Annotated in this window: 22 protein-coding genes and 1 riboswitch; of the genes, 7 read left to right on the forward strand and 15 right to left on the reverse strand. The window is 46.1% G+C overall.

Annotation, left to right across the window (positions count from 1 at the left end; genetic code table 11):
* Window positions 1–5 precede the first annotated feature (5 nt).
* The 4 genes from JOC37_RS09515 to JOC37_RS09530 all read right to left on the reverse strand — a co-directional run bounded on the left by JOC37_RS09515 (window position 6) and on the right by JOC37_RS09530 (window position 3,879).
* Window positions 6–833, reverse strand: a complete 828-nt coding sequence (locus JOC37_RS09515) for a UDP-3-O-acyl-N-acetylglucosamine deacetylase (protein ID WP_204618362.1) — start codon at window positions 831–833, stop codon at window positions 6–8.
* 2 nt (window positions 834–835) lie between these two features.
* Window positions 836–1,789, reverse strand: a complete 954-nt coding sequence (locus JOC37_RS09520) for a CgeB family protein (RefSeq protein ID WP_204618364.1) — start codon at window positions 1,787–1,789, stop codon at window positions 836–838.
* Window positions 1,790–1,948: 159 nt separating this feature from the next.
* The gene (locus JOC37_RS09525; protein ID WP_204618366.1) at window positions 1,949–2,917 is read right to left on the reverse strand and encodes a GNAT family N-acetyltransferase; all 969 of its coding nucleotides are present in this window, start codon (window positions 2,915–2,917) and stop codon (window positions 1,949–1,951) included.
* Window positions 2,918–2,928: 11 nt separating this feature from the next.
* Window positions 2,929–3,879 (reverse strand): Gfo/Idh/MocA family protein, encoded by a 951-nt coding sequence (locus JOC37_RS09530; protein ID WP_204618368.1) that lies wholly within the window; start codon window positions 3,877–3,879, stop codon window positions 2,929–2,931.
* Window positions 3,880–4,052: 173 nt separating this feature from the next.
* Here JOC37_RS09530 and JOC37_RS09535 point away from each other — a divergent pair, with 173 nt between their 5' ends.
* Window positions 4,053–4,769 carry a hypothetical protein gene (locus tag JOC37_RS09535; RefSeq protein ID WP_204618370.1) on the forward strand — a complete coding sequence of 239 codons (717 nt, stop codon included), beginning with the start codon at window positions 4,053–4,055 and terminating at the stop codon, window positions 4,767–4,769.
* A gap of 72 nt (window positions 4,770–4,841) precedes the next feature.
* Here the strand turns inward: JOC37_RS09535 and JOC37_RS09540 are convergent, their stop codons facing one another.
* The 6 genes from JOC37_RS09540 to JOC37_RS09565 form a co-directional block, all read right to left on the reverse strand.
* The gene (locus tag JOC37_RS09540) at window positions 4,842–6,095 is read right to left on the reverse strand and encodes a dicarboxylate/amino acid:cation symporter (RefSeq protein ID WP_204618372.1); all 1,254 of its coding nucleotides are present in this window, start codon (window positions 6,093–6,095) and stop codon (window positions 4,842–4,844) included.
* A 181-nt stretch (window positions 6,096–6,276) separates the two neighbouring features.
* Window positions 6,277–7,029, reverse strand: a complete 753-nt coding sequence (locus JOC37_RS09545; RefSeq protein WP_204618374.1) for an ABC transporter ATP-binding protein — start codon at window positions 7,027–7,029, stop codon at window positions 6,277–6,279.
* A 12-nt stretch (window positions 7,030–7,041) separates the two neighbouring features.
* The gene (locus JOC37_RS09550) at window positions 7,042–8,037 is read right to left on the reverse strand and encodes an ABC transporter substrate-binding protein (protein ID WP_204618376.1); all 996 of its coding nucleotides are present in this window, start codon (window positions 8,035–8,037) and stop codon (window positions 7,042–7,044) included.
* Between the two features lie 4 nt (window positions 8,038–8,041).
* A complete protein-coding gene (locus JOC37_RS09555; RefSeq protein WP_204618378.1) occupies window positions 8,042–8,794 on the reverse strand; it encodes an ABC transporter permease in 753 nt (250 codons plus the stop codon).
* An 8-nt stretch (window positions 8,795–8,802) separates the two neighbouring features.
* Window positions 8,803–9,090 (reverse strand): thiamine-binding protein, encoded by a 288-nt coding sequence (locus JOC37_RS09560; protein WP_204618380.1) that lies wholly within the window; start codon window positions 9,088–9,090, stop codon window positions 8,803–8,805.
* Window positions 9,091–9,092: 2 nt separating this feature from the next.
* Window positions 9,093–9,740, reverse strand: coding sequence for a thiamine diphosphokinase (locus JOC37_RS09565; protein WP_204618382.1), 648 nt, complete (start codon window positions 9,738–9,740; stop codon window positions 9,093–9,095).
* 52 nt (window positions 9,741–9,792) lie between these two features.
* Window positions 9,793–9,902: riboswitch (TPP riboswitch) on the reverse strand.
* Window positions 9,903–10,027: 125 nt separating this feature from the next.
* Between JOC37_RS09565 and JOC37_RS09570 the strand changes: the two genes are divergently transcribed.
* On the forward strand, window positions 10,028–10,369 hold the full coding sequence (locus JOC37_RS09570) for a YmaF family protein (protein WP_204618384.1): 342 nt from the start codon (window positions 10,028–10,030) through the stop codon (window positions 10,367–10,369).
* A 219-nt stretch (window positions 10,370–10,588) separates the two neighbouring features.
* Here JOC37_RS09570 and JOC37_RS13495 read toward each other — a convergent pair whose 3' ends face one another.
* The 4 genes from JOC37_RS13495 to JOC37_RS09585 form a co-directional block, all read right to left on the reverse strand.
* Complete coding sequence (locus tag JOC37_RS13495; RefSeq protein ID WP_274380948.1) at window positions 10,589–10,714, reverse strand: hypothetical protein; 126 nt, start codon at window positions 10,712–10,714, stop codon at window positions 10,589–10,591.
* 96 nt (window positions 10,715–10,810) lie between these two features.
* Window positions 10,811–11,452: a cyclase family protein gene (locus JOC37_RS09575; protein ID WP_204618386.1), complete on the reverse strand. Its 642-nt coding sequence runs from the start codon at window positions 11,450–11,452 to the stop codon at window positions 10,811–10,813.
* A 28-nt stretch (window positions 11,453–11,480) separates the two neighbouring features.
* A complete protein-coding gene (locus tag JOC37_RS09580; protein ID WP_204618388.1) occupies window positions 11,481–12,848 on the reverse strand; it encodes an MATE family efflux transporter in 1,368 nt (455 codons plus the stop codon).
* A 159-nt stretch (window positions 12,849–13,007) separates the two neighbouring features.
* Window positions 13,008–13,862, reverse strand: a complete 855-nt coding sequence (locus tag JOC37_RS09585; protein WP_204618390.1) for a DUF6544 family protein — start codon at window positions 13,860–13,862, stop codon at window positions 13,008–13,010.
* 283 nt (window positions 13,863–14,145) lie between these two features.
* Between JOC37_RS09585 and murI the strand changes: the two genes are divergently transcribed.
* Both murI and JOC37_RS09595 read left to right on the forward strand, forming a co-directional pair.
* Window positions 14,146–14,991, forward strand: a complete 846-nt coding sequence (gene murI, locus JOC37_RS09590) for a glutamate racemase (RefSeq protein ID WP_338017370.1) — start codon at window positions 14,146–14,148, stop codon at window positions 14,989–14,991.
* Window positions 14,978–15,742, forward strand: coding sequence for a TatD family hydrolase (locus JOC37_RS09595; protein ID WP_338017371.1), 765 nt, complete (start codon window positions 14,978–14,980; stop codon window positions 15,740–15,742). The genes murI and JOC37_RS09595 overlap by 14 nt, the downstream gene beginning before the upstream one ends.
* A gap of 66 nt (window positions 15,743–15,808) precedes the next feature.
* Here the strand turns inward: JOC37_RS09595 and JOC37_RS09600 are convergent, their stop codons facing one another.
* Window positions 15,809–17,671, reverse strand: coding sequence for a cell division protein FtsA (locus JOC37_RS09600; protein ID WP_204618392.1), 1,863 nt, complete (start codon window positions 17,669–17,671; stop codon window positions 15,809–15,811).
* 192 nt (window positions 17,672–17,863) lie between these two features.
* Here JOC37_RS09600 and JOC37_RS09605 point away from each other — a divergent pair, with 192 nt between their 5' ends.
* From JOC37_RS09605 to ehuA, 3 genes are read left to right on the forward strand one after another with little or no spacing between them, the layout of a single operon-like run.
* Complete coding sequence (locus JOC37_RS09605; protein ID WP_204618394.1) at window positions 17,864–18,688, forward strand: amino acid ABC transporter substrate-binding protein; 825 nt, start codon at window positions 17,864–17,866, stop codon at window positions 18,686–18,688.
* Between the two features lie 37 nt (window positions 18,689–18,725).
* Window positions 18,726–19,400 carry an amino acid ABC transporter permease gene (locus JOC37_RS09610; RefSeq protein WP_204618395.1) on the forward strand — a complete coding sequence of 225 codons (675 nt, stop codon included), beginning with the start codon at window positions 18,726–18,728 and terminating at the stop codon, window positions 19,398–19,400.
* Between the two features lie 17 nt (window positions 19,401–19,417).
* A complete protein-coding gene (gene ehuA / locus JOC37_RS09615; protein ID WP_204618403.1) occupies window positions 19,418–20,173 on the forward strand; it encodes an ectoine/hydroxyectoine ABC transporter ATP-binding protein EhuA in 756 nt (251 codons plus the stop codon).
* Window positions 20,174–20,303: the final 130 nt, after the last annotated feature.

The following is a 20,303-nucleotide window of genomic DNA, read 5'->3' on the forward strand; positions in this document are numbered from 1 at the left end:
CGCTGTTATTTAGTTATTTTTTTAATCATCTCAATATTTAATTTATGGCCGCTGCGAAAGGCTATAAACTTACCTTTTATATTACAACCGGCAGTACCCAGGTCACCCAGCAAATCCACCAGTTTATGCCGGGCCGGCTCGTTGGCATATCTCAGCCTGGGGGCTTTGCCTTTAGAAAAAACCAATACCGACTCCATTCCTTTACCGATTAATTCTGCCACCAGCTGGTATTCCTCCCCCGTTATATAAGAGCGGGCATCTGCCAATTGATTTATAAAAATTTCCCGGTTGATGATATAACTGGCTCCCTGGGAGGGCAGGGACTGATCTGGATAATCCAAAATATATGTCAGTTCTAAATTCCGGGCGGGCAGGGCAGCAATATACTTATTAAAGCGTTTGCGGCGGTAATAAAATTCATCTTTTAACAGGCAGGGTTCTTTTACTTCTATGTACCGTTTCGGTACCTGCTGCTGCTGCAGTCCCACCCGCAGTACTGCCTGCACAAATGCTCTGCAGCTGTATCCATCCACCACCGGAAGGCTGGAGCAGTTCATGCGCACCACTAAGTTATCTATCCCCATTCCTCTGACAGCTGCCAGCAGGTGCTCTGTATGCTCCACCCTGACACCATTCTGCTCCAGTGAAGTCCAGCGGCTGTCTACCAAGGCATCTTCACTGCAGCAGCGCACCACAGGTGTTCCGGGTAAGTCTTCCCGGATAAATAAAATTCCCGTGTCAGCGGGTGCAGGTTCCAAGGTTATTTTCGCCTCCCCGGTGCCTTTGATATTTATACCCCTGCATTGAACAGGTTTTTTAACGGTGGTTTGCATGTTTACCCCCCGCTCAGCAGCAGCTCTTTAGCCCGGTGGCGGTAAGTAAATTTTTCAGTCACTAGTCTGCGGCCCCGGCAGGCTATTTTTTTACGCTCTGCTTCATGTTTCAAATAATAGTCTACTATTTTTAGCGTTTCTTTTTCTGAACCGGACACAGCCAAATGTTTACCGGGCTGAAATATTTTTCTTATGGCCGGGGTGTCGGAAGCCAGCATGAATCCCCCTGCCGCTGTAATTTCAAAGGTGCGGGCGGTCAATTCGCCGGTGTAACTTTGTATACCCAGCACAATTTTGGCGGAACTGTACACCGCATTGGTTTCTTCATAGGGCAGTTTGCCGCATAAGCATTTTTCCGGCACGGAGAAACCCACCAGGTGAGGATCCAATTTATCCCAGCGCTTGCCCCATATTTTTACATCGTACCCGTTTTCCACCAGCGGTTTAACTAAAGTGCGCACCGACTGCCGGCGAAACCCCCGCCAGCTTACCCCGGCGGTGGCAACCACCGCTATATCACAGCGGTATTCTTCCTTCGGCGGTACCGGCCGGTGATACTCGGGATTGCAGGCCCAGGTTATATATGCCGACACCAGCCCCATTTTCCGGTATAGAGAAACTGAACCGGGGTCTATTGTAAATACATGGGTAGGCTTTGTGGTTTCTATATAGGGCAGGGACCATTTTTTCGTCCACCTGGGGTCTTCGGTGGCCCAGTAGACGTGCACTAAATTATGCCTTTTGGTAAATGTACCCAGGTTGTTAAGGTTATCCCGGGTGTGTATTTTGTTCCACCCGGCGGTAAACAGTACATGGGGCCGGAACAGCTCGTAAGCCAGTTCCAAATCTTCTTCAGCAGCAGTTTTTAATACCAGTACATCACATCCCACTTGGCGCAGTCCTTCAGCCATACCGTTAATGTACTGGGGATCACTGTCCACAAATAATACTCGCATTAAATTAAGCCTCCCATCCTACCATGAAAAATGGTATCTTGCTGAGCCGGCGGCTTTTGCAGCGTTTGCCAAAATTCCTCGCCGGCCAAACTCGGTACTCGGTCTGCCGGGGCTTTTCATCCCCCGGTGGTGCCGCAATGCGGCACGGGGAAATTATACTCAAGATGTTAAACTGCACCTGTAAGCTTCACGCAGCACACCCCTACCACCAAAGCTTTCTTTAAAGTTAAACAGCCGGGTATTTACCTTTGTGCCCCGGTTTTCAGTGGAAATACCCCAATCTAAATACGTAAAACCGTGCTTTTTACCCCACTCAATTAACCGGTAAAAAAGTAAATTCAGCGGGCGCAGTGACTGGTAGTTTTCATCTTGGGCAATGTAAAAACAATTTACCGCCCGCCTATTGAGAATAAACACCACCGTACCGGCTATCAGCTTTTCTTGGTTAAAAACACCGAAAAGTTTAATTTTTCCCTTAAACCGGTTCATTAAATCAATTATTTCGGCATAGGTATGAGTGGGTTTGGCTTGATGCCGTTCTTTTAAGTTGCGGGTTAAAATCAGCCAATAGGTTTTTACATCATCGGTTTCTCTAACTGTCAGGTTATTTTTTAATGCTTTACGCACATTTCTCAGTACAGTGCTTTTAGCCTTATTGTGGTTATAGTCCTGCAGCGGCACTGCTGTGGCCAGTTCCGTGTATGCCACCTTAAACCCATGGTAGCGGAGGGCATAATCTATTTCATCACAGGGCCACGTGTGATAAATCCGGGGTACCAGTTTTAATTCCACGGCATCAAAACCTTTTTGTTGGGCAAATTGCTTTATTTCAGCCACTACTTCCAGCATGGAGTTGGTTTTAGTCTCATGCCCGATGATAATTCCCCCGTGGGATGCCCCGGGATGGGAATGCAAAACTTTTTTCTTCCCCTCTTTTTTCTCCGCCGCCGGCAGCACCGCCAGCAGATGCCCTTTATCGCTTAATATTAATAAAGAACGGTCATTAAACCTTTCCGGGGGATGATAACTTAAGAACTCGCGCTGCTGCATAAAGGTTCCATTGCGAGAATTCTTAACAAAACTCTCCCACAGCGGGATATCCCCTTCTTCCAAATATTTAACTTTCATCTTTTTCTCCTTTACAGATATACGATTTGCTTTTTCAGCACTGAACTTTCTATTGCTTCCATCATTTTTATCACTCTTAAAGCACCGGCTCCCCCCGAGCGGGGCTGTTTTTTGCGGCGAACACAATTTAAAAAATGGGCGCACTGTCGTTGGAGCGGCTTTTCCACCGGTACGGCAACGTTTTGCACTCCAGCATTTGGCCGGAGGAAGGTCAACTTTGGGCCCGGTTTACGGGTATCATCAAATTCGGCCATCATTTCTGTACCAACAATATTAAGCCGGCGTATTTTTTGGGAGTAATGCCAGTTATTATGAATGTGAACCAGGGTATGATCAGAAAAGCCACAGCTAACCAGCAGTATACCCATGGGTAAATCTTCATTCCATTTTATTCCTCTGGCAGAAACCCACACCGGCTTACTTTCCAGCAGATAAAACATGATGGTTAAATCATGTACTGTTAAATCCCAAAGCACGCTCACATCCTTCCGGTATACACTGCAGTTTGTTCGTTCAAAGTTTAGGAATTTAATATCTCCAAAGGCACCCCGGCTAATGTGGTTTTTTAATATCTCCACCGCCGGGTGATATTCCATTAAATGACCGGTCATTAAAATTTGTTTATTTTCCTGGGCCAGTCGAACCAGTTTTTCTGTATCTTTCATGTTAGTTGTGGTGGGTTTTTCAACCAGTACCGCTTTACCGTTAGTTAAACAATCAGCCGCTATTTCATAATGGGAGTGGGGTGGTGTAGCTATTATCACCGCCTGCACATCTGAATCATTTAACAGGGGATGATAACTGCCAGTTACTTTAATGTGCGGAAATTTGGCAGCAACCATTTCCCGTACTGCCCGCTTTTGATCGCAAACGTACAGCAGGTTAGCTTCCGGCATGGCATTTAACGTACGCAGGTAAGCGCTGCCCCATACCCCACATCCTATTAAAGCAATTCCAATCATTTTTAATCACCACATTAACAAGTTCTTTTGTAGTATATACTCGGGTAACTAAAATAGTGATATTTATTGCAATAATTTCCAAAAAATCAGTTAAAGTGGTCTGATAACAAGTTAAATTTTATGAATATTCCGGGAGATTAATCATTTATTTATAGTGAGAGGAGTGTTGACAGATGGGAAAAATAAAAAAACGTAGAAAACTGAAGAAGCGCAATAAAAAGATAAAAAATAATTATACCGGGTCGGTACCGCAAACAGGTTCTAAAGTAAAGAAATTTATTCCGCCAAAAATGGAAACTACGGCGGTGGTTTTAGGGCCCAACGCCGGTTACGCAAAACGGGTGAAAAAATTTGACACCAAGGCCGCTTTTGTACCACCAAGCTGTATTATTTCCAGGGAAACCACCGCAGCACCAAGGGCAGAGTTTTCATCTCCGTCCCCGCCAGAGCATAAACCCAGTCCCCCGCTCATTGGTCCCAATCCAAAAAAGCGCCGCAAAAAACCATTTGGAGATAATAAAGTTTTTGTACCTGCCAGCTGCATTATCAATCCTGTGTTTAAACAGTCAGTGAGCAGTTATGACTGGCGCAGTGTATTCCCCAAACCCATATGCCTGGAAAAGGTAGGCGAAATAATTGGACCCACCATAAAGTTCCGCCATAAAAAGCAAAAAAAAATCGGCATTTCTTTTGTTCCCAGCAGCTGCATTATTAATACTCCGTTAAGGGCAGAAAAAACCTGTACAGGTACAGGGGAACAAAAGGATGCCCTCCAGGCACTGGCCCAGCTCCCCCCCGCTTCTAAACAAAGGGCCGGAAATGGTTTGTACCTGATTACCGCCGCTGTAATTATAATTGTTGTTTTAGCTATTCTTATGACTAATAGTTAATCAATGAAGTAAAAACCCGGGGTTCTAAAATTAGAATCCCGGGTTTAATAATTCTTGAAAATGTTATCTTACTTATACCACAGCATTTTCAGATGGGCCTGTTGTTTCTAAATCCGTTTCCCCTAATTCACCTTCCCACCTGGAAACCACCAGGGCAGCAACTGCGTCACCTATTACATTCAAGCTGGTGCGGGCCATGTCCAGCACCCGGTCTATACCGGCCACCAGTGCTATACCCTCTAGGGGCAGGTTAACTGAAGTAAATACCATGGTCATAACCACCAGCCCCATGGAGGGAACGCCTACACAGCCAATGGAGGCCAGTACAGCCATCAGCAGAATGGTTAACTGTTCACTGCCGGTTAAGCCCAAGCCGTATATTTGGGCCACAAACACGGCGGAAAGTCCCAGGTAAATGGCTGTACCATCCATGTTAATTGTGTTCCCCAAGGGAATAACAAAACTGCTGACGTCTTTAGATGCCCCCAATTTCCTGACAGCTCGCATGTTAAGCGGCAGGGCAGCGGCACTGGTACAGGTTGTAAAGGCTACCAGTAACGGTTCTGTTATAACGGCAAAGAATTCTTTTAAGTTCTTTTTGGCCACCAGTTTAACAGAAACAAGATACACCAGTACCACATGAACAGCAGATATGATATACATGGCAGCAATTACTTTTATTAAAGGCAGTAAAACTTTGGGACCGTACTGGGCCACTGTGTAAGAAACCAGGGCAAATACACCAATTGGAGCATAACTCATAATAATGTTGGTTAGTTTAATCATGGTTTCTGTTACCAGTTCAAAGAGATTTAGTAAGGGCTTTCCCCTTTCGCCCAGGGAGTTTAATGCAAAACCAAAGAAAATGGCAAATAGTATAATCTGCAGCAGGTTACCTTCGGCAAAGGCCTGCACCGGGTTAATGGGAACAATGTTTAACAGTGTATCCACCATGCCGGGGGGATCAACTTTTTTGGCTTCTAAACCTTCCGGAGACAAGTTTAAACCCACACCCGGCTCAAGTATATTGGCAAAAAACAAGCCCAACCCTATAGCCACCGCTGTGGTTCCAAAATACCAAAAGAGGGTTTTGGATGCCACGCTGCCCAGCTTGCGGGCGTCTCCCATGCTGGCGGCACCGGCCACCAGAGAGGCAAATACCAGGGGAATAACTATCATTCTAATTAAGCGAATAAACAAATCCCCAAAGGGTTTTATAAAGTCTAAATTCCAACCGGCCATTTGAACAATAATTCCCAAAACAACACCGGCAATTAAAGCCAAACTCATTTTAACCGGTAATCCCATTTTCTCTTTTTGTGTCATAATTTACCCCCAATGCAGCATATTTTACTTTATCTTATTTTGTCGAGCAAAATACAGTATACAGTTCTGCGCTAATTACAAATATCCTTTTGTTATTTATTGTGTATACAAAATACTTATAGTATAAAAAAGCCCGCCGCTCCTTTTTTAAAGGATCACTGCGGCGGGTTTATTTGCTTTATTAAGCATCAATGCTCTTTAAAATTTTTTCTTTGATTTTTACAAAATGGGCACCGGTGATCATACCGGGAATACGGGGTCTGGCCAGCGGTACATCAACCTCCAGTTTTATTCTGCCCGGCCGCTGGGACAATACATAAATTTTATCTGATAGGTATACAGCCTCTTCCACATCGTGGGTAATAAATAACACCGTTCTTTTAAACCGATGCCAAACCTGCAGCAGCCAGGACTGCATTTTAAACCTTGTAATGGCATCCAGTGCCCCAAAGGGCTCATCCAGGAGCAAAATATCTTTTTTAGCCAGCACTGTGCGCATTAAAGCGGCCCGCTGGCGCATACCCCCGGACAGTTCCCATGGATACCGCCGCTCAAAACCTTTCAGCCCAAAGACATCCATTAAACCCATAGCCTCTCGCACTGCATCAGCGGTGGAAACTCCGGCCAGTTTTAACGGCAGTATTACATTGTCAATTACCCTGCGCCAGGGCAGCAGCAGATCTTTTTGGGGCATGTAGCTTATTAAATCACCGGGCTTAGTTTTTTCCTCGCCTTCCAGCAGAATGCTGCCGCTGTCTTGTTTTACCAAACCGCAAATGATATTAAACAAAGTGCTTTTGCCGCAGCCGCTGGGCCCCACCAGGCTGACAAACTGGTTACCCCTTACTTCCAACGATATCTGCTCCAGTACCGGCAGCGGGCCTTCTTTAGTGCTGTAACTTTTTGTTACTTCAACCAGTTTTAGTTTTGACATAACTGCTCCTTTTTAGGGTAGAAAATCATTGGTAAAGGCTTTATCCACAGCTATCATTTCCGGCAGCAGACCCCAGCGGTACATCCACCGGGTGTAATTTTCCCACACCTCTTTCTTTTGTTCACCCCACCTGGGCGCATCATCCCGGTACCTGGTACTCAACCATTTCTGGCTGGCCACCACCAGCTCTTTATCCAATTCCGGGGCATGTTTTAACAGTATTTCTGCTGCCTCTTCAGGGTGTTCAATGGCAAATTGATAACCCTTTGCTGTGGCAGCCATAAATTTTTTCACCAGTTCCGGGTTATCCGCTATTGTCTTTTCACTGCTGATCAGCACCGGGGTGTAGTAATCCAAAGCAGGATGCAGGTCCTTTAACATCATTACGTTAAGGGGTATTCCCCGGCGCTGGGCTTCCACACCGTCCCAACCGTAATATATCCAGGTAAAGTCAACATCCCGCCCAATGACACTGAAAAAGTCCGCTTGACCAATGTTAATGAACTGCACTTTGTTAAAATCAGCACCGGCATTTTCCATGATGGCCTTGATAACCGCCTCTTCGGTGGGTGACCCCCAGCCGCCATAGCGCCTGCCCTCTAAATCTTTCGGTGTGGTGATGTTATCTTCTTTTTTAGAGGCCAAACCAGAGGTGTTATGCTGAATTACCGCAGCAATTGACACCACCGGCACTCCATTGGCCCTGGCCATGGTTACATCTTCCTGGTAACTGACACCAAAATCCACCTTATTGGTGGCCACCAGCTGGGTGGTGCCGCCTTCGGCGGGTGAAATTATTTCTACATCCAATCCCTGCTCTTTATACCAGCCCTTTTCCAGAGCAGCATACAGTCCGGTATGGTTGGTGTTGGGCACCCAGTCCAGCATTACCGTCACCTTTTCCAGCGGCTTTTCGCCCTGTTCTTTAACCTGGTTTTCCTGCCGCCCGCAGGCAGCCAGCCCAACAACCAGCAGTAAACTTAATACCACCGCAATAATCTTTCTCATAATTTTACTCCCCCTTTTTGTAATGCCAGGGTATTACCAGCCTGCCAATCACTTCTATAATCATAAACAACAGCACACTTAACAGCGATACTACAATAATGGCAGAAAACAGCCGGTCGTACTGGTATGAGTGCATGGCCCGGGTCATAAAAAGCCCCAGCCCTTTGGCAGCCCCCAGCCACTCGCCAATTACCGCTCCCATAATACTGTATGTACCGGCAATTTTTAACCCGGCAAAAAAAGACGGCAGTGCCGCCGGCAGCTTTACTTCTTTAATAATTTGCCAGGTGCTGGCTCCCATCACCCGCAGCAGGTTAACCATATCCCGGTCTACCGCTTCCATTCCCTGGATAACGCTCACCACCAGCGGGAAAAAACATACCAAAGCTACAACTATAACCTTTGGCAAAAGCCCATACCCAAACCAAATGATAAACAGCGGAGCCACAGAAATGATGGGTATGGTTTGGGATATGACTAATAAAGGATAAATGCCTTGGCGCAGCACCGGTGATATATCCATTAACACCGCCAGTAAAAGTGCCACCGCTATGGCCAGCGCGAATCCCACCACCGCCGCCAGCAGGGTATACCGGCCGTGCTCCACCAGCAGCGGCAGCATTCCCGGAAACGCTGCCGCAATATCGCTGGGGGCGGGCAGCAGCCATTTTTCCTTCCCCGTAAAATACACATAACTTTCCCACAGCAGCAGAAACCCGGCAGTAAATATCAGCGGATAGCGATATTTAACACCCATAGCCGCCCTTACCTGTATTTGTAAATCTTTTCTTCCATGGTAACCCCGCCGGGAGCATAATCTATTTTAATTATCGTCATCACCCTGCCGGCCCCGGCATCTATACAGGCCTGCTGGGCCTGCTTAACAACCTCCAGAAGCTGGTCTAATTCACCTTCCATGGTTGTTTCCATAGGGCCCACTTCATATTTAACTCCTGATTTCTGCACCACTTCAATGGCTTTATCCACCACAGCATAGGTATCTTCACCGGGTACCTGGGGTATTACTTGAAAACTGACATTAATACTGGGCAAATTTATCCCCCCTTATTCCATACTCTAATCATCAATAAAATGCCCTCTCTTACAGTTATGGCGGCGGTGGAACCGGTTAATTCATTGCTGATACCAAAGGGATGGCCGATATTAAAACTGCGGTCAACCAGTTCCCACTTTAAACCTGTACTGAACACACCGGTTACTTCACTGGTAAGCGGGATTAGCGACACCAAATCGCCGGTTTCTCCTTTTATTTCCCCGGGCAGCTGCGGTGTAACCAGGGAAATGCGGTGCTGTTCATCAATAATGGTACCCCGCACCCCCAGTTTTGCTGCCGCCACCAGCAGGTGAACATTGGCCAGGGTATGGTCCAACCTGCCCCCGGTGGCACCCAACAGCAGTATTTCTTTAGAGCCGGCCTTTACTGCTTCCCGTATGGCCAGTTCTGTATCCACCTCATCCTTTTCTGTGGGGTAATAACAAATAACAGTCCCTTTGCCCTGGTAATAATTTAATAATTCTAACTGCACTGAATCCATATCTCCAATAATCAAATTGGGAATTAACCCCATGGCACGGGCGTGCCTTGTTCCTCCGTCAGCACATATTATGTAACTTTTATCGGGTATCAATTTTTTCAGTGCTTGATAATCCTGTATTTCTCCACCGGCAAAAATAACAGCCATTAATATCACCTCAGATAATTAAAAAAGTACACCCGCAGTTCAGGTGTACGTAAAAATACACTTTATCCTTCCCTACGCGGGCATTACCCCGATCAGGTTTTAAGGGTCTGGTGCTCACTAGCCCACTCTCAGCCTATAACATAGACTCCCCCAGAACTTATTCAATTACAGCCACAGTAGTATTTTACTACTTAAGATATGTTATGACAATAAGTATCTTCTAAATTTATGTTACCTTTTTCCATATTTATACATATGCTGATATAAAAAAAGCGGGAGTGATAACTGTGAATACAACCAGGCAGCCGGAATACGGCATCGGGGGGCATGTTCATTTTTATTATGGTCCCACCAGCTTCAATTTGGGCCATATACACCGCTACAGCGGTATCTCCAGCAGAAATTTCGGTGGTGTAGACGCACACGCCCATTACCTGACTGGGACTACAACCTTTAACAATAGACACACACATTACTACCAGGTGGTTACCGGCCCGGGAATACCGGCAGGCAGGGGGTATCATGTTCACCGTTACTACGGGATAACATGGTTTAACGGTATCAGACCGCATACCCATTACTATGGAGGCATAACTGCCCCGGCCCCCAACGACAGGTATTATTATTAACAGATATTAAATGAAACCCGCTGTTTCACTTTTAACGTAAAACAGCGGGTTCCCCTTTAAGAGCTATTTATTAGCATCGTAATACCCATAACCGAATCCGGGTGTTCCCAACAACAACAAAATGAGAATCAAGAAAACCAGAGAAGCAGGGTTTCCATACCCGTATCCGCCATATCCGGGCATAATTTTTCCTCCCTTCATCATTTTTAAATTATGCGGTTACTTCTCGTATGGTCCATAGCCCGGGCCATAACCGCAGCCGGGTGTACCCAGCAGCAGTAAAATGAGAATTAAAAAGATGATGAAAGTAGAGTCATTATGACCGTATCCACCGTAGTAGCCCATTAAATTCCCCCCTTATTGATTCGGAATCTAATGACATAATATGTAGAATGGTGAAAGTTGTTACAGAAATAAAAACAAAAAACCCTGGGCGGTGTATCACCCAAGGTCTTTCTGCAGTTCCCGTAAAATTACCCTGGCCGGTGCCCCGTCGCCCCCGGCAATTTTTAACGGCAGGCAAATCAACTCATAGCGGCCGGGCGGAACTGCGGATAAATTTAGCCCCTCAATTATTACTACCCCTGCGGATAGAAGTATTTCGTGCACCGGCAGCACCTCACCGGGGGGATCTACAGAAAGGTAATCTATCCCCACCAGCCGGCAGCCGCTCTGAACCAGGTATTCAGCAGCACCGGGAGTCAGGTGAGCATAATCGCTGACAAATTTCTTTTTTGTCCAAAGCCCGGAATTGGCTGTTTTAAACAATAACCTTTTAACTCCCTGCAGGTGGAAACCGGACAAATCCTTTTTAGTTATGGCCCCGGTATTGGGCAGTTCTATCACCGCCGCCGGGCCCACCAGTGTTTCCAGCGGTATTTGATCTAAAGCCCTTCCATCACTATATAAATGTTTAGGCGCATCCACATGGGTGCCGGTATGGCTGCTCATGGTAATGGCGGTGGAATTGGCCAGGTCACCGTTTTTTACGGCAGATAATTCTTTTACCTGCACCGGAATATCTCCCGGGTATACCACCATACCGTTATTTATACTTCTGGTAATATCATATATCTTACTCATATCTTTCCCCCCTCTTATATTTCTCCCATCACCCTGTTTCTGCCTGGCAGTATTTCCGCTGTTCCCGGTTTAAATTTTTAAATTCTACCAGCAGCCAAGCCGCAGTTAGCAGCGAAGAACACAAATCAGAAATCGGCAGGGCAAATAATATGCCGTTTAAACCGTAAAACCTGGGCAGTATTAACAATAAGGGAATTAAAATCAGCACCTGCCTGGATAGGCTTAAAAACATAGCCTGTTTTGATTTTCCCACCGCCTGGAAGTAGCTGGAGCCAACTACTTGAAAACCAATAACCGGTAACAGTATTAATGAAATGTGCAGCGCCCGGGTACCAAAACTAATCAGCTCGGCATCCTGGTTAAATAGGGCAATAAGCTGTTCCGGATATAACCTGGTTATTATAAACCCGGTGGAAACAATCACTGTAGCCGCCATCATGGCCAGCTTTAATGTTTTTTTCACCCGGTGGAACTTCCGGGCCCCGTAGTTAAAACCGATAATGGGTTGAGCCCCCTGGTTGATTCCAAAGACAGGCATTAACACTAATGTCATAATGCTGTTTATGACACCCATACCGGCAACAGCCGCATCTCCGCCGTAGTAATTTAAGCCGTTATTGATAATAACATTTAACAGGCTGGCAGCAATCTGCATAGCAAAGGGAGCAGATCCCACCGCTGCAATGCTGGCTGCAATTGAAAACCGCAATCTCAAGCTGCTTAACCGGAGTTTGAGCGTGCTTTTTCCACTCCAAAAATAGTTAAGCACCCAAGCCGCCGATGCCGCCTGGGCACAAACGGTGGCCAGGGCCGCTCCCTGTATTCCCCACTGGAAGATAAAAATGAAAATGTAATCCAGTAAGATATTTAAAACGGCTCCAATTAACATGGTATACATGGCAATTTTGGGGTTCCCTTCGGCACGAATAAAGTTATTCATTCCGAAACCAATGGACATGATTATCGTGCCGCATAAAATAATGGACATATAATCCCTGGCATAGGGCAGTACCGTTTCACTGGCCCCAAAAAGCTGTAACAGGGGATTGATAAAAAACAGCCCCGCAGCTGAGATAATCACAGAAATTAAAATTAACAGTACCATTCCATTGCCCATAATTAGTTCTGCCTCTGCCTTTTTCTGCTCTCCCAATTTAATTGATATCAGTGAAGTGGTACCGAAACCCACCAGCATGGCAAAGGCAATTACAATCAGCATAATGGGAAACCCGATGGTAATTCCGGCAATACCCAGGGGACCAACGCCGTTACCAATAAAAATTCTATCCACAACGTTGTACAAGGCATTAACCAGCATTCCGGTAATGGCCGGGATGGAAAACTTAATTAACAGCTTGGAAACCTTTTCTTCTCCCAGTTGTTTTGTACGTTCCATAAGTACCCTCTTTTAATTTTCTGCTTTAAAAGTTATTAAAACATAAATCAAAACAAATCGCTATAGGGTTCCGTTCGTGTAAGGGGCCATTGTTAAATAAACCTGCTGGAGTATCTGATTTTAAGCATGCAAAGAGCCAACCCATACGCTCGGCTCCTATCAATAACCGGCCGGCTTATTATATTCGATTTCTTTGATCTCAAACCGGTACCAGTTATAGTCCCCTGTTTCCAGCTCCCAAGTAACCTCCCCAGCGGCGGGAATCCTTATACCGTTAAACTCCTTATGTTCCCATACGTTAATGATCCAGTTCTTTTCCAGGTACCGACCGTCAAAGTTCCCATATCTCCGGGCAATAAAGTTAATAACATCACCCTCTTGGTTAAAGGTAAACAATCCTGACACAGTCATCCCTCCATAGGTCATGACAGCCCTGGCTGAATTAGCATCCACTTCCTCCCATTCAATATAGCTGTTCAAGGCCGCAGAAGGAAACCATACGGTCTCAGCCAAATAGCGCAGCATGGAACCCTGGTCTATTTCATTTCCTTTTGCGTCCGCCACCTTTACCAATGAGAGAACCTTTATGAGCATGTGGCCGCTGCCTTTTTCATACTTATCCCTTCCCGCAAAGTACAGCAGCGGGGCCATGTTGACCCTTACTTTCCAAATAAACCCCGGCTTATCCACCCTGAAATACTGCTGCACATCGGCGGGCATCCAAGGACCTCCCTCTTTGATCCTCATGAATGCCTTTTGCTTTAAGCGCACTGCCGTTATTCTTTCCTTACCCACCACCTGGGACCGCTCCAACCATTTTTGCACCACCGGCGGCAGGCCATCAAGATCATCCATTTGAATAATATCATGTCTACTTTCCACATCACCGAAAAAATCTCTTACTTCTTTATCTACATTCTTATTGAACTGTAAATTTGCAAAAAATGAAGCTGCTGCCACCAGCGCTAAAACCACCAAAATGCCAAGCAATATTACAAGTAAAATTTTAAGCATTTATCTTCCTCCCAATATATACACCTATTCTGCTCTCCTATAAGTTATCCTTGTTCTTTTGGCAAGCTTTTTTATTATCAAAAAAGCAGTTAACTATATCAGCGGTAAATTTTTCCCCCATTAGAAACTCCAGGTCTACACCGCATACATCGGCAGTAAAATTTAATGCACCCAGCTTTCTTTCTCACATTGGCTTCCAGTTTTTTTGCTGTATATCACTGCTGTCTCCTCGGTACTTTTTGATACTGTTTGCCCTGCCACTGACATGGGGGTATAATAATAATTGGACTGGAATGAGGTGTTTCTGATGTCAAATTCTTCTCCCATAGGAATTTTTGACTCCGGGGTGGGCGGGCTTTCTATCGCCAAAGAAATACGCCAATTACTGCCCAACGAAGATTTACTGTATTATGCTGATTCCGCTTACTGCCCCTATGGTGAAAAACCGCCGGAAGTAATCAAGCAGAGAGTTTATTTATTGAGTGATTTTCTGCTGTCCAAGGGGGCCAAAATGCTGGTGGTGGCCTGCAACACCGCTTCCATAGTCTCTTTGGACGACATGCGAAAAAAATACCGGGTTCCGGTGGTGGGAGTGGAACCGGCCGTTAAACCCGCAGTGGCGGCCACCAAAACGGGAACCATCGGTGTGCTGGCCACCGGGGTAACCCTTTCCGGTGATCGCTTTTCATCACTGGTAAAATGTTTTGGCAGCAAAACCAAGGTGGTAACCCAGCCCTGCCCGGGCCTGGTGGAACTGGTGGAAAACGGTAATATAAACAGTGCCGAAACTGAAAAACTGTTAAGTAAATATATCAAACCGCTGTTAGAACAAAATGCGGACACCATCGTGCTGGGCTGTACCCATTATCCTTTTCTGAAATCTAAAATTCAAGAATTAGCCGGCCCGGGCATCAAGGTGTTAGATACCGGCAAACCCGTGGCCAGGCAAACAGCGCGGGTTTTAAACGAATTTGGCCTCAACAACGCACAGCATCACCAAGGAAAGGAGTTTTTTTATACCAGCGGTAAACAAGAAACCGTTGAACCGGTGATAAGACTGCTGTGGAGTTATGAAAGGTTAAAAGTAAATCACATATTGTTAGGAGGAATATCCAGTGCGGTTAATTGACAGTCATATTCACGTTACCATGCTGCCCTATGACGGCCTGCAGGCCATGGCCAGGGGGGGAGTTGTTAAAGCCATCAGCTGTGCAGTGCTGGTGGGAGCCCAGCATGCCGAAAGTTACTTTGACCACTTCAAGCAGAATTATAATTTCTACCGCAGCTGGGCCGCCCAGGAAGGAATAGAACTTTATACAGCGGTGGGGGTCCACCCCGCCGGCATCCCTGCCGATTGGACCAGGGTGGTGGACAAGCTGCCGGAATTTCTGGCTGAACCTTCGGTGGTGGCACTGGGTGAAATTGGCATGAACAACGATACCCAGCTGGAGCGGGATGTGCTGAAGGCACAGCTGGAAGTGGCCAAAGCCGTTAATAAACCCTGCATCATCCACACCCCCAACCAAAACCGCCGGGCTTTTGTAGACCTGTACTTCGAAATGGCCCAGCAGGTAGGTATTCCCGCTCACCTGCTGGTAATTGACCATGCCATGCTGGACATTATTGACCAAATCAACGAATTTGGTGCCGTACCCGGCATCACCATCCGTAAGCAGCACGTGCTGCCGGAACACCTGGCAGAAAACCTGGACCGCTACGCCAACGGCATGCTGAACTGCGATTACAGCAATATTTTCTATAATGATCCCACCGGAGTCATTAAAGCGGCAAATTACCTGAAAGAACAAAATGTGGATCCTAAAATTATTGAAAACCTCACTTACAACAAAGCGGCAGAAGTTTTTGGCATTGGAGATTAAAATGCATCAAGCCCGCCGGCGGCCTGTGCCAGCTGCCGGCGGGCTTGATTATTACCTTCTTTATTTTTATTCCCAATATATTTCTATCCTGTCACCTTCCAAGAGGGGTTGGGTATACTCCGCCTTTTCCCCGTTGACCTTAAGTACAATCATTCCCTTGGAGTTATTTAAATCAAAATCTATAAAATTAAAAATATCCACAAAAACAGGGTTATCTTTGCCTTTTAACTGCACTTTTTCACCGTTTACAAAAACGGATATCCATTTTTTCTCTGGAAAACCGCCATGCGGTTCAGCCTTTGGCGCAGTATTTTGCTTGTTTTCTTCTGGTTTCTCCCCTGTTACCTTTCCTGTATCATTAATTGTTACTGCATCACCGTTTTGAATTAAATAGCCGGCTTTTTGTGTTACACCGTTAACTGTTACCCGACATTTTTCCATATCAAAGCCCTGGGAATTCAGCAGCTCACCCAGCGTCAAACTGGCATCGGCACCGTGCACCGCTTTAATTATTTCAACGCAGTCTTTATCTTTTATTACTGTTTGCATATTGGCCGGCTGCCCATTCACAGTTATTTGGGCCGGGGTGCCTAATTCTCCATAGATTTGTTTCTTTTCCCCGTTTAAGGTAAAGGTTAAGTTCTTGCCGTTGCGGGCAATTAATTCCCTGGGGTTATAATCAATCAGCGCCAGGGCATTAGCCACCGTTAACTGACTGGAATTAAACAACCTGTAATTTTTCCCATTTACATTAATGGTGATAAAATCATGTCCCACATTTTTAAAAGCCACGCTGGCAATACCCAGCACGGTAACACCGTCAGGGCCGTCGATGGGGTCTTTTTTAACCTTTATAACGCTGTTTAACATTTGGCGCCCCCGTACTGCCACCCGCAGCTTAGGCAGCTGCAGCCGCCGGGCGATTTTTTCATCAAGCAGCGGCACCTGGGAACCACCGCCAATACAAAAAACCGTCTTGGGAGCCTTGTTGCCATTTAGTCTAATTATTTCAGCGGTAATTTTATCGGCCAGCTGATCTAACACCGGTTCTATAACTGCAATAACATCCGGGCATGAAATGGTGTTCTTCATACCCAAAATATCCACGTAATTAATATCTTTACCTTTACCAAGCTCCCGCTTTATATTTTCGGCGGTTTTAAAGTCAACCAGGCAGTTTTCAACAATGGCTTCGGTAATTTCATCCCCGGCCATCGGCACCATGCCGTATGCTGTGATGGAACCGTCACTGGTAATGGCAATATCTGACGTTCCGGCTCCGATATCCACCAGGGCCAGGTTAAGGGTGCGTACATCTTCAGGTATGGCTATATCTATGGCTGCTATGGGTTCCAAAGTTAAACTGATCGGTTCCAAATCCACCCGCTGCAGTACAGAATACAGGCTGTTTACCACTGAATCAGGCAAAAACGTGGCCAGTATTTCCGCTCCGATACTTTGTCCCCGCTGCCCCTCCAAATTGGCTATGGGATAATTATTTAAGTAATAAGAAACGACGGTATGGCCCACACAATAAAACCGGTCTCTGCCATCTAATTCTTCATTAAGCTCCCGGTGGGCCTTTTGTAAACCCGTTATTTCCAGGCTGCGTATCATGTCGGAATCTATTTCAACATCTTCAACCTCTTGTTCCACCCTGCAGCGCCTGGTTTTTAGTGAGCGGCCGGCCGCAGCGATGGCCACTTTATGTAAACTGTGGCCAATTTTCTTTTCCAGCGCCGCCTTAACCTTGGCCACCCCTTCGGCCACTTTGGGTATATTGTGTATCTGCCCGTCGTACATCGCCCGGCTGGCATGCTCCAATCTGTGCTGGGCTTTAATTTTAATTTTTTCATCCACAAATTCGGCCACCACACCAATTATACTGCGGGTACCAATGTCCAGTGCAAAAATGGTATTACTATTCATAGTAACACATCCTAATATTTAGTAATGCATCGTGTGATGCTTTTCGACACCCTATACCGCATTCCCTCCCTAAAACATATAAAAATGCACAAAGAACACCTTTCTGCGGATAAATTCTTCTTGACTTCATTCCTTTAGTTAATTAAAATGTTAGAGTAAGTGAAGATAATTTTACAGGAGGAGATAGGGAAAATGCGGGGAATTAAGTATTTATGGCTGGTGGTGCTGGCACTGGGTTTGGCACTGTTAGCAGCGGGCTGCGGCGAAAAGCAGGCAGACAAGCCTAACCAGCAGGCTGCAAAAACCACTTGGGAGCAGATTCAGGAAAAAGGGGTTTTGGTGGCCGGCTTGGATGATACCTTTGCGCCCATGGGTTTTCGTGATGAAAATACTAATGAATTAATTGGTTTTGACATCGATATGGGGGCAGAGCTGGCAAAGCGCCTGGGAGTGGAAATAAAGTGGCAGCCCACCGAGTGGAAGGGCGTTATGGGGTCATTAAATTCCAAGAAGTTTGATGTTATCATTTCCGGTATGAGTGTTACCGACGAGCGGAAAAAGGTTATTGACTTTTCCAGAAATTATGTTAATGCCGGTATCGGTGTGGTTGTTAAAAAAGATAACAACGATATCGCTTCTGCCCAAGACCTGAAAGGTAAAAAGATTGCCACTCAAACCGGCAGTTCCGGTGCCATTGCTTGTAAAGATCAGGGCTTGGAAAATGTCACCTTATATGACCAGTATCCACAGGCCTTTAACGATCTGGCCATCGGCCGCGTTGACGCTGTGGTAGTGGACGTAACCACTGCTGCTCACTATATAAGCAAAAAACCGGATACTTACAAACTGCTTGACTTCCGTCTTACAGATGAACCTTACGCCATCGGTATTCGGAAAGAAGATAAAGACTTGAAAGAAGCCATTGATAAAGCTTTAACCGAAATGATGCAGGATGGCACCCTCTCCGCCATTTCACAAAAATGGTTCGGTGACGATGTTACTCCTAAGGCTGAATAAAAAAGCAAATAAACTGTAATTAAACGGAGTGTTTATAATGCAATTTGGTTCAGTTGATGTAGAATTTTTACTAAAAATTTTACCAGTACTGCTTAAAGGGGCAGTAATGACCGTTGAACTAACTGTTTTAGCAATTTTCTTCGGGACTATTATTGGGCTGTTTGTAGCGTTAATGAAAATTTCACGCTTTAAACCGCTGGCAGTTATCGGGGGGATTTACACCTGGGTTATCCGGGGAATCCCCCTTCTTGTGCAGTTGTACATCCTTTATTACGGCCTGGCCCAGGCGGGTATAGTGGAGTTAAAACCGTTTACTGCCGCCGTTATGGGCCTGAGTATCTGTGGCGGAGCCTACATTGCTGAAATTATCAGGGCAGGTATCCAATCCATTGACAAAGGCCAAATGGAGGCCGCCCTTTCCCTGGGCATGTCATACACCCAGGCCATGCGGCGGATAATACTGCCCCAGGCTTACCGCAGGCTGCTGCCGCCAATGGGTAATGAGTTTATCACTTTAATGAAAGACACCTCTCTGGTTTCGGTTATCACCATGGTAGAATTAATGCGCAGCGGCGTACTGCTGGACAGCACCCATTTCCGTTCCATGGAAATTTACCTCACAGTGGCAGCAATATATTTATTACTAACCACTGTTTTTGTATATCTTATCAGCCGGTTGGAAAAGCGCCTGGCTATATCCGACGGTGAATAACGGAAGGTGAATAGGTGATGATTGTAGCAAAAAATATCTACAAGAGTTTTGGTAAATTACAGGTATTAAAGGATGTCAGTCTCACCGTTAAACAGGGGGAAGTGGTGGTAATTATCGGCCCCAGCGGTTCCGGCAAGAGCACTTTCCTGCGCTGTCTTAACTACCTGGAAACCATTGACAAAGGATATATTACGGTGGATGGTCAACCGGTGGGAAAAAGGAAGTTGGAAAACGGCAAACTGGTGGACGACAGCAGGAAAAATATTTACCGACTGCGCAGTCAAATTGGCATGGTATTCCAACGTTTTAACCTGTTTCCTCATCAAACAGCACTGCAAAACGTAATGGAAGGGCCTATAACGGTATATAAAACCCCGGTGGCCGAAGCACGGGAAAGGGCCAAAGAACTGCTGGCTAAAGTGGGATTAGCCGATAAAGCGAATACCTACCCCGCACAGCTTTCCGGCGGCCAGCAGCAGCGGGTGGCCATTGCCAGGGCACTGGCCATGCAGCCTAAAGTAATGCTGTTTGATGAACCCACCAGCGCCCTGGATCCGGAACTGGTGGGTGAAGTGCTGGCGGTAATTAAAGACTTAGCCCGGGATGGTATGACCATGGTGGTGGTTACCCACGAGATGGGCTTCGCCCGGGAAGTGGCAGACAGGGTTATCTTTATGGACGACGGGAGAATATTAGAAGAAGCCAGCCCGGAAACAATTTTTACCAATCCAAAGCACCCCAGAACCAGGGAATTTTTGAGCAAGATATTATAAAAGCCTTGAATGCAGTGCATTCAAGGCTTTTGTTGTGTGTGCCCGGCATGGGCAATGTCTATAGGGTGAAAGTCCCGAACGTTGAAGGTAGCAGTAAACGTTAGCTTAAGGCAAGGGTGTCCGCGGCGAC

The sequence above is a fragment of the Desulforadius tongensis genome (assembly GCF_016907915.1).
In the GTDB taxonomy this organism is placed as follows: Bacteria; Bacillota; Desulfotomaculia; order Desulfotomaculales; family Desulfohalotomaculaceae; genus Desulforadius; species Desulforadius tongensis.